Raw genomic sequence first — 8,204 nt, 5'->3', positions numbered from 1 at the left:
GGCTTGAGCAGACGTCCCGGGCGGGTGGTCGTGAGGCCTCGGGGTTTGAGCTGCCGTCGATAGGGGGCGAGCTTCCGGTCGATGGTGGCGGCACTCATCCGCAGCAGCGCGGCTTCGACCGCCGGGGAGGTGCACTTCGCCGCACCGCCGCAGGCTCGAGCCAGGGCGCCAGAAAGGGGCGCAAGCGCTTGCTGCACAGATAGCCGGAAGCCTCCCAGAGGCGGTGGAGGGCCTCCACGACGGGACGGTCGTACCGGACCCGTCGCCCTCGGCGCTCGCCCGGGCGGCGGGGTGGCCCGTGGCGGAGGAGGGTGATGGCGTACGTCCGATGGTAGCCGGTGGCCTTGACGAAAGCGGTCAGGATCTGGGTCTTCTCGGCTCGCCGGGCTGTACGGTAGTGGGGGTGCAGGGCCTGGGCCAGTTGGCGCTTGGCGAGAGGGGTCATGGGGCCGGTCGGACCTCCAAAGGTGGCGAGAAGTTGCCTCAGATTTTCTATGAGGCAACGGCCCCGGCCTCGCTTGGATTTATTCTGAGGCAATGCGGGGGGTTGACAGTGCCGTGGTCCCTCTGGTACGCTGGACGGTGTTTTCCCCCGCTAGCACTTTAACTTGATAAACAGATAAACAAGAGATGCACTGGGGACAGCCTTCTTCCCGATGGCGGCAGGTCCCGGAGGGGACGCGCGACCTCCTCCCCGCCGACGCCGAGCGCCGCGCCGCCCTGCTGCGGGATCTCCGCGAGGAGTTCCGACGGTGGGGGTATCGCGAGGTCAGGACGCCGACCCTGGAGTTCCTGGAGACCTTTCTGGCCGGCGCCGGGCCCGGCGTGCAGGATCGTCTGCTCAAGCTCGTCGGCGCCGGCGGCGAGCTGCTGGTGCTGCGACCCGAGATGACCGTGCCCATCGCCAGGCTGGCGGCGACGCGCCTGCTCCCGGAAGGCGTCCGTCCCCTCCGGATCAGCTATGTCGCCGCGGTCTTCCACGGGCAGGACGCCGGCGGGGGGCGTCTCCGGGAGTTCACCCAGGCCGGGGTGGAGCTGCTGGGCGAGGCGGGAGCAGACGCGGACGCCGAGGTCATTGCCCTGGCCCTGGAGAGCCTGTCGCGGGCCGGGGTCCCGGATCCGGTGGTCCACGTCGGCGATCTCGAGTTCCTCGACGACGTCCTGGCCGGGGTGCCCGAGGAGGAGCGGGAGATCCTCCGCCTCCGGCTGGCCGGGAAGCAGTTTGCCGGCATCGAGGAAACGCCGTCCGATCCCGCCGTGGCCCTCCTGTTGCGCACGCTGCCCGATCTGCACGGCCCGGAGGCCGTGGCCCGGGCCCGGCCCTTCGCGCGTACGGCCCGCGGACGCGCCGCGCTGGAGCGTCTGGTGACCATCCTGGAAGCCGTGGCGGCGTACGGGCCTCCGGGCCGGGTGGCCGTGGACCTGAGCCTCGTCCGGGACTTCGCGTACTACACGGGCGCGGTCTTTGAGGCCTACGCGCCGGGGACGGGCTATCCGCTGCTGGGGGGAGGGCGCTACGACCGGCTGGTGGGCCGCTTCGGCGTGGACTGTCCGGCCACCGGGTTCGCCATCGGAGTGGAGCGCGTGCTCGCCGTCGCGCCCGCGCCCCTCCGGCCCCCGGCGGACTTCCTGATCCTCATCGACGAGCGGACGCGGGCCGCCGGCTGCGCCCTCGCCCGCGAGCTCCGCAGTTTAGGCAAAGCGGTGGTCATCTCCGCACGGCCGCATCCCGGCGCGGCCGCAACCGTGCGTCTGGACGGGCGACTCGTGCGCATCGAAGACGCGGAAGCACCGACCGCGCGGGTGCTGGACCGGGAACAGTTTGTGGCCGAGGTCCGGGGCCGGCCCGGGGTGGTGTCGTGGACCCACTGACACTGGCGCTCCCGACGGGCCGCCTCTTCGACGATGCGGTGGCCCTCCTGCGCCGCCTGGACGTGCTGGACGACCTCCCCGCGGAACGCAGCCTGGTCGTTCCCGGTCGCAACGGCTTCCGATTGGTGATCGTCAAGCCGGCGGACATTCCCACCTACGTCGAGTACGGGGCGGCCGACGCCGGGATCGTCGGCAAGGATGTCCTGCTGGAGCAGGGACGACACGTGTACGAACTCTTTGATCTGGGCTTCGGGGCCTGCCGGGGGGTCGTGGCCCTGCCGGAGGACCGGTTGGAGACGGCCTGGCGGCCGGGCGTGCTGCTGCGGATCGCGACGAAGTACCCGCAGGTCACGACGCAGTTCTTCGCGCACCAGCGACGTCCGGTGGAAATCGTCGCGGTCCATGGGTCCGTCGAACTCGCACCGCGGGCCGGGCTGGCCGACGGCATCATGGACCTCGTGATGACCGGACGCACCCTGCGCGAGAACGGGCTGGTGGAAGCCGCCGAAGTCTTCCGCTCCACGGCCCGCCTGATCGTCAACCGCGTCAGCCTGCGGACGCGGGCCGCGCACCTGCGTCCGGTGTTCGAACAGATCGAGGCGCTCACGCGCCCGGCGGCGCGGTAGCGGTCGATGGAGATCCTCCGGTTGTCCGCCCTCAGTGCCGAACGTCGGCGCCAGATCCTGGAACGCGCGGGGGAGGCCGTCTTCGCTCCGGCCGTGCGGCGGGCGGCCCGGGAGGCGCTGGAGGCGGTGCGGTCCGGCGGAGACCAGGTGCTGCTGGACTACACGGCGCGGTTCGACGGCGCGGCAATGGACCGCAGCCGGCTCAGGGTCAGCGACGCCGAGATCGACGCCGCCTACGGCCTCCTTCCCGCGGGCCTGCTGGACGCTTTGCAGGCGGCGATCGCCCGGGCGCGGCGGTACAACGAACGGCTGCGTCCGGCGGACTGGCTGCAGGAGATGGAGCCGGGTGTGACGGTGGGCGTGAAGTACACGCCCCTGGCCAGCCTGGGCGTGTACATCCCTTCGGGCAAGGGCCGGTTCCCCTCCACCGCGGTCACCATCCTCACGCCGGCCGTGGTCGCCGGCGTCCCCGAGATCCGCGTCGTCCTCCCCCCGCGGGCCGACGGCAGCGCGGATCCCGCCGTGCTGGCGGCCTGCGACCTCCTGGGGGTCCGCGAGATCTTCCGCTGCAACGGTGTCGCCGGCGTGGCGGCGCTGGCTCTCGGCTCCGAGACCATCCCGGCCGTGACCGCCCTGGCCGGCCCCGGAAATCCCTACGTCGCCGCGGTGCAGCTGGAGGCGCAGGCCTACGGCCTCCGCACGCTCGCCCTGCTGGGCCCGACCGAGGCGGTGGTGCTGGCCGACGACGCGGCCGACCCGCGCCGGGTGGCCCTGGATCTGATCAACGAAGCGGAGCACGGCACCGACTCCGCCGCGCTGCTCCTGACGGACAGCGACAGGCTGGCCCGGGAGGTGGCCCTGCTGGTGGACGAATACCTGCGCCGCCTTCCCGACGACCGCCGCGTCTTCGCCGAATCCGCCCTCTCCAGGTACGGGGGGATCCTCGTGGCCGATTCCTTTGACCAGGCCGTCGCCTTCGTGAACGCCTACGCCCCGGAACACCTCCTGCTCGCCACGCGCCGCCCGGAGGAGACCCTGGCGCGCATCGTCCACGCGGGAGAGATCCTGCTCGGGCAGCATACCCCCTTCGCCGCCGGCAACTACGCCATCGGCGTGCCCGCCGCGCTGCCGACGGGACGGAGCGCGCGGGTCAGTTCGGGGATCACGGTGCTGAGCTTCCTCAAAACCTCCTCGGTGGCGGCGCTCGACGAGCGGGGGCTGGCCGCCGTGCGCCCGGTGGTGGAGGCGTTGGGGGCGTACGAGGGGTTCCCCGCCCACGTTATGGCGGTGACCGACCGATGATCCGGCCGCGCCGGGCGATCGAGCAGCTGGGGGCGTACCGCCTGATCCGGGAGGCGCCGGTGAGGCTCAACCAGAACGAGAGCCCCCTGGACTGGCCCGACGAGATGAAGGCCGACGTCCTCGCCCGGCTGGCCCGGCGTCCCTGGCACCGCTACCCTCCCGCCGACGGCGGGCTGCTGCGGGAAGCGCTCGGGCGCGAGGCCGGGGTCGCCCCCGAAATGATCGCCGTGACCAACGGTTCGAATGAAGCCATCCTGGCGGTGATCCAGGCCTTCGCCACCGGGCGGCCGGTGGTGCTCACCGCACCCGGGTACTCGCTGTCGCGGACGCTGGTCCTGGTGGGCGGGGCGGAAGCCCGTCCGGTGATGTTGCGCGAGGATTTCTCGCTGGACGCACCGGCCGTGCTCCGCGAGATCGCCGCCTCCGGGGCGGCGATGGTCTACCTCACCTCGCCCAACAACCCCACCGGCAACCGGTTTGCCCGCCGGGACCTCGAGGCTGTGCTGGACGGGGCGCAGGTGCCCGTCGTCGTCGACGAAGCCTATGTGCAGTTCGGGGGTGATTCGCTCGTCGCCGCCCTGGGCCGCTACCCCCACCTGGTGGTGCTGCGTACGTTCTCCAAAGCCTTCGCCCTGGCCGGCGCGCGGATTGGGTGGGTCGTCGCCCGCGAGGAGGTCGTCGCCGCGGTGAGCAAGACGCTGCCGCCGTACACCGTGAACCTCTTTGCTCAGGAGGCGGCCCTGGCGGCGCTGGAACGCGGCGACCTGGTGGCCGAGCGGGTGCGGCTCATCGTCCGCGAGCGGGAGCGCGTGGCCCGGGCCCTGAGCCGGCTGGAGGACGTCGTCCCGTTTCCGTCCGAGACCAATTTCATCCTGTTCCGGACGCCGTGGCCGGCAGCGATGGTGTTCGAGCGCCTGCTGGGGGACGGCGTGCTGGTCCGCGACGTCTCCGGCCAGCCCCTGCTGGATCGCTGTCTGCGGGTCACCATCGGTACCCCCGAGGACAACGATCGATTCCTGGGCGCGCTGGCCCGGGCCCTGGAGGATCTGCGGTGACGCGGCGGGCGGAGGTGGAACGCGAGACGGCGGAGACCTCGATCCGCATCCGCCTGGATCTCGACGGCGGCGGCGACGTTTCCATCCGCACGGGGGTGCCCTTCTTCGATCACATGCTGGAACAGCTCGGACGCCACGGCCGCTTCGATCTGCAGGTGGAGGGGCGGGGGGATCTCGAGGTCGACGCCCACCACACGGTGGAAGACGTGGGCATCGTTCTGGGGCAGGCCCTCCGCCGGGCCCTGGGGACGGGAGAGGGGATCGCGCGGTTCGCCTCGCTGCATGCGCCCATGGACGACGCCCTGGTGCTGGCTGCGCTGGACGTCAGCGGCCGCCCCTTCCTCCGCTACGACCTGGCCCTCGGACCGGTCCGGCTGGGGACCTTCCCCGCCGATCTGGGGGAGGAGTTCTTCCGCGCTTTCACCGCACACGCCGCGATCACGCTGCACCTGGTGCGGGTCGCGGGGCGCAGCGCGCACCACATCCTCGAGGCGGCGTTCAAGGGGACCGGCGTCGTCCTCCACCGGGCCACACGCATCGTCGGCGGAGCCATTCCTTCGACGAAGGGCGTGCTCTGAGGAGCCACGCGATGAGGGTGGGCGTTATCGACTACGAAGCCGGAAACCTGCAGAGCATTTCGCGGGCGCTGCGGGCGGCGGGCGCCGAGGCGGTCTTGATCGATCGCCCTCCGGCCAAGGGCGAGTACACCGCCCTGGTGCTCCCCGGCGTCGGAGCGTACGCCGCGGCGATGCGCTGGCTTGTCGCCACGGGCCTCGCGGAGTGGATCCGGACGCAGGTGGAGCTGGGGACGCCGCTGGTCGGTGTGTGCCTGGGGATGCAGCTGCTGTACGAGGGGAGTGAAGAAGGCGGAGAGGTGCGCGGGTTCGGTCTGCTCCCGGGCAGCGTCCGGCGCCTGCCCGGAAACGTGAAGGTCCCCCACATGGGCTGGAACCAGCTCTTCATCCGCCGTGCGTCGCCCCTGGTCGACGGGGTGGCCGCCGGCACCCACGTCTACTTCGTCCACTCCTACGCGGCGATTCCCGGCGATGCCGCCGACGTCGTGGCCGTGACGTCCTACGGCATGGAGGTCCCCGCCATCGTGCAGCGCGGGCGGCTGATCGGGCTGCAGTTCCACCCGGAGAAGAGCGGGGCCGCGGGCGAGCGGCTGCTCCGCAACGTGCTCCGCAGCGTTGCGGCGGCCTCCGGGTTCGGCTCCTGATGCTGGTCATTCCGGCGATCGACATCCGGAAGGGGCGCGCGGTGCGGCTGGTGCAGGGAGACGCCTCTCGGCGCCTGGACTACGGCGACGACCCGGTGGCCTGGGCCGGGCGGTGGGTGGCGTCGGGCGCTCCCTGGCTCCATGTGGTCGATCTGGACGGGGCCTTCGCCGGCCGGCCCGTGCATCTCGACCTGCTGCAGGAGATCTGCAGGCTCGGCGCCCGCGTGCAGACCGGCGGGGGGTTCCGGACGATGGACGACATCGAGGCCGCCTTCGCCGCCGGAGCCGCCCGCGTCGTGGTCGGCACGGCGGCCGTCCGGCTCGCCCCGAGGCTCGCTGCCCTGGGCGAGCGGGTCGCCGTCTCGATCGACGTCCGGCAGGGGAAGGTGGCCCTGCGGGGATGGCGGCGGCAGACGGACACGGACGCCGCGGCGTTGGCCGCGCACCTGCGGGCCCGGGGGATCCGGCGCTTCGTCTACACGGAGATCGCCCGGGACGGCGCGCTGTCCGGGCCCGATGTGGAGGCGCTCCGCCGTTTCGTCTCGACGGCCGGCGCGCCGGTCATTGCGGCCGGCGGCGTGGCGTCGGAAGAGGACCTGGAGGCGGTGGCCCGGACCGGCGTGGAGGGGGTCATCGTCGGACGGGCGCTGTACGAGGAACGCATCCATCTGGACCGCGCCCTGGGGCGGTGGGGCGTGCCGGCATGCTGACCAGACGGATCATCCCCTGCCTGGATGTGGCCGCCGGCCGGGTGGTCAAGGGCGTCCGCTTCGTCCGCCTGCGGGACGCGGGCGACCCGGTTGCCCTGGCCCGGGCCTACGATCGGGCCGGGGCGGACGAGATCGTCGTTCTCGACATCACCGCGTCGGTCGAGGGCCGGGCCGCAATGCTCGAGGTCGTCCACAGGACGGCCGAGGTGCTCCGGATCCCCCTGACCGTGGGCGGGGGAATCCGCGAGGTGGAGGACATTCGGCGTCTGCTGCTGGCGGGGGCGGACAAGGTCGCGGTGAACACCGCCGCCGTGCGGCGGCCCGCGCTGATCCAGGAGGCCGCGGAGCGGTTCGGCAGCCAGTGCGTCGTCGTGGCCATCGACGCGAAGGCGTCTTTGAACGGTTCGCGCCCGCGCTGGGAGGTCTACACCCACGGCGGGCGCATCCCCGCCGGCCTGGATGCCGAGGACTGGGCCGTCCGTGCCGCCGAACTCGGGGCGGGCGAGATCCTGCTCACCAGCATCGACCGGGACGGGACACGGGACGGCTACGACCTGGCGCTGACCAGGACCGTGAGCGCGGCGGTGCCGGTCCCGGTGGTCGCCTCCGGCGGCGCCGGGACGCCGGCCCACTTCTACGAGGTGCTGACCGATGGGCAGGCGGATGCGGCCCTGGCGGCGGGCGTCTTCCACCGGGGAGAGCTGCGCATTGCGGAGGTCAAGCGCTACCTGCGGGGGTGCGGCGTGCCGGTGAGGCTGGCGTGAGGGAGGTCCACTTCGACGCCGGCGGTCTGGTCCCGGTCGTGGCCCAGGAGGCCACGACCGGGAGGGTGCTGATGCTGGCCTACATGAACCGGGAGGCGCTGGCCCGGACGGTGGCCACGGGCCAGGCCTGGTACTGGAGCCGGTCTCGCGGCCGCCTGTGGCGGAAGGGGGAAGAGAGCGGTCACACGCAGCGCGTCCGGGAGATCCGCATCGACTGCGACGGCGATGCGCTGCTCCTGGTGGTCGACCAGCAGGGCCCGGCCTGCCACACCGGCCATCCCGCGTGTTTCTTCCGCGATCTGGACGGTGGCGTGCGCGAGGCGCCGGCCGCCGACATCTTCGATACCCTGTTCGCGGTCATCGGCGCACGGGCCGCAGAGCGTCCCGCGGGGTCGTACACCGCAGCGCTGCTGGCCGCAGGACAGGAGGCGATCGCCGCCAAAGTAACCGAGGAGTCGGCGGAGCTCATCCGCGCCGGCCGTCAGGAGTCCCGCCAGCGCGTGGTCGAGGAGGCGGCGGACCTGGTCTTCCACACCATGGTCCTGCTGGCGTCCCGCGGGGTCGGGCTGGACGAGGTGCGGCGGGAGCTGGCCCGGCGGCGTCGGGGATAGATCCGCCGCCTGGTCCGCCACGCGCCGGACCTCAAAGACACCATC

General features: G+C 72.4%; 10 protein-coding genes. 9 read left to right on the top strand and 1 reads right to left on the bottom strand.

Going from position 1 to position 8,204, the window contains the following annotated elements:
* Positions 1 to 94 precede the first annotated feature (94 nt).
* Positions 95 to 445, bottom strand: a complete 351-nt coding sequence (locus QN141_04675; protein ID MDR7557766.1) for a hypothetical protein — start codon at positions 443 to 445, stop codon at positions 95 to 97.
* 185 nt (positions 446 to 630) lie between these two features.
* Here QN141_04675 and hisZ point away from each other — a divergent pair, with 185 nt between their 5' ends.
* The 9 genes from hisZ to hisIE are packed head-to-tail and all read left to right on the top strand — an operon-like array spanning position 631 to position 8,159.
* Positions 631 to 1,872, top strand: coding sequence for an ATP phosphoribosyltransferase regulatory subunit (hisZ, locus tag QN141_04670; GenBank protein MDR7557765.1), 1,242 nt, complete (start codon positions 631 to 633; stop codon positions 1,870 to 1,872).
* Positions 1,860 to 2,498 (top strand): ATP phosphoribosyltransferase, encoded by a 639-nt coding sequence (gene hisG, locus QN141_04665; protein ID MDR7557764.1) that lies wholly within the window; start codon positions 1,860 to 1,862, stop codon positions 2,496 to 2,498. Before hisZ ends, hisG begins: the two co-directional genes overlap by 13 nt.
* Positions 2,499 to 2,504: 6 nt before the next feature.
* On the top strand, positions 2,505 to 3,800 hold the full coding sequence (gene hisD, locus QN141_04660) for a histidinol dehydrogenase (GenBank protein ID MDR7557763.1): 1,296 nt from the start codon (positions 2,505 to 2,507) through the stop codon (positions 3,798 to 3,800).
* Complete coding sequence (gene hisC, locus QN141_04655; GenBank protein ID MDR7557762.1) at positions 3,797 to 4,855, top strand: histidinol-phosphate transaminase; 1,059 nt, start codon at positions 3,797 to 3,799, stop codon at positions 4,853 to 4,855. The genes hisD and hisC overlap by 4 nt, the downstream gene beginning before the upstream one ends.
* A complete protein-coding gene (gene hisB / locus QN141_04650; protein ID MDR7557761.1) occupies positions 4,852 to 5,433 on the top strand; it encodes an imidazoleglycerol-phosphate dehydratase HisB in 582 nt (193 codons plus the stop codon). The genes hisC and hisB overlap by 4 nt, the downstream gene beginning before the upstream one ends.
* A gap of 11 nt (positions 5,434 to 5,444) precedes the next feature.
* A complete protein-coding gene (hisH, locus tag QN141_04645) occupies positions 5,445 to 6,074 on the top strand; it encodes an imidazole glycerol phosphate synthase subunit HisH (protein ID MDR7557760.1) in 630 nt (209 codons plus the stop codon).
* Positions 6,074 to 6,784 (top strand): 1-(5-phosphoribosyl)-5-[(5-phosphoribosylamino)methylideneamino]imidazole-4-carboxamide isomerase, encoded by a 711-nt coding sequence (gene hisA, locus QN141_04640; protein MDR7557759.1) that lies wholly within the window; start codon positions 6,074 to 6,076, stop codon positions 6,782 to 6,784. The genes hisH and hisA overlap by 1 nt, the downstream gene beginning before the upstream one ends.
* On the top strand, positions 6,778 to 7,548 hold the full coding sequence (gene hisF / locus QN141_04635) for an imidazole glycerol phosphate synthase subunit HisF (protein ID MDR7557758.1): 771 nt from the start codon (positions 6,778 to 6,780) through the stop codon (positions 7,546 to 7,548). Before hisA ends, hisF begins: the two co-directional genes overlap by 7 nt.
* Entirely contained in the window at positions 7,545 to 8,159 is a 615-nt protein-coding gene (gene hisIE / locus QN141_04630; GenBank protein ID MDR7557757.1) for a bifunctional phosphoribosyl-AMP cyclohydrolase/phosphoribosyl-ATP diphosphatase HisIE, read from the top strand. Before hisF ends, hisIE begins: the two co-directional genes overlap by 4 nt.
* Positions 8,160 to 8,204: the final 45 nt, after the last annotated feature.

It is taken from the genome of Armatimonadota bacterium, from assembly GCA_031459765.1.
GTDB classification, from domain to species: domain Bacteria; phylum Sysuimicrobiota; class Sysuimicrobiia; order Sysuimicrobiales; family Kaftiobacteriaceae; genus Kaftiobacterium; species Kaftiobacterium secundum.
Note: the sequence above shows the minus strand (reverse complement) of the source record. Positions and strands in the feature narration are given on the sequence as shown.

What these genes read in the sequence shown, in the direction of transcription:
- QN141_04675 (MDR7557766.1), bottom strand. Translation starts at nt 445, where the DNA reads ATGACCCCTCTCGCCAAGCGCCAACTGGCCCAGGCCCTGCACCCCCAC.
- hisD (MDR7557763.1), top strand. Translation starts at nt 2,505, where the DNA reads ATGGAGATCCTCCGGTTGTCCGCCCTCAGTGCCGAACGTCGGCGCCAG.
- hisC (MDR7557762.1), top strand. Translation starts at nt 3,797, where the DNA reads ATGATCCGGCCGCGCCGGGCGATCGAGCAGCTGGGGGCGTACCGCCTG.
- hisF (MDR7557758.1), top strand. Translation starts at nt 6,778, where the DNA reads ATGCTGACCAGACGGATCATCCCCTGCCTGGATGTGGCCGCCGGCCGG.
- hisH (MDR7557760.1), top strand. Translation starts at nt 5,445, where the DNA reads ATGAGGGTGGGCGTTATCGACTACGAAGCCGGAAACCTGCAGAGCATT.
- hisA (MDR7557759.1), top strand. Translation starts at nt 6,074, where the DNA reads ATGCTGGTCATTCCGGCGATCGACATCCGGAAGGGGCGCGCGGTGCGG.
- hisZ (MDR7557765.1), top strand. Translation starts at nt 631, where the DNA reads ATGCACTGGGGACAGCCTTCTTCCCGATGGCGGCAGGTCCCGGAGGGG.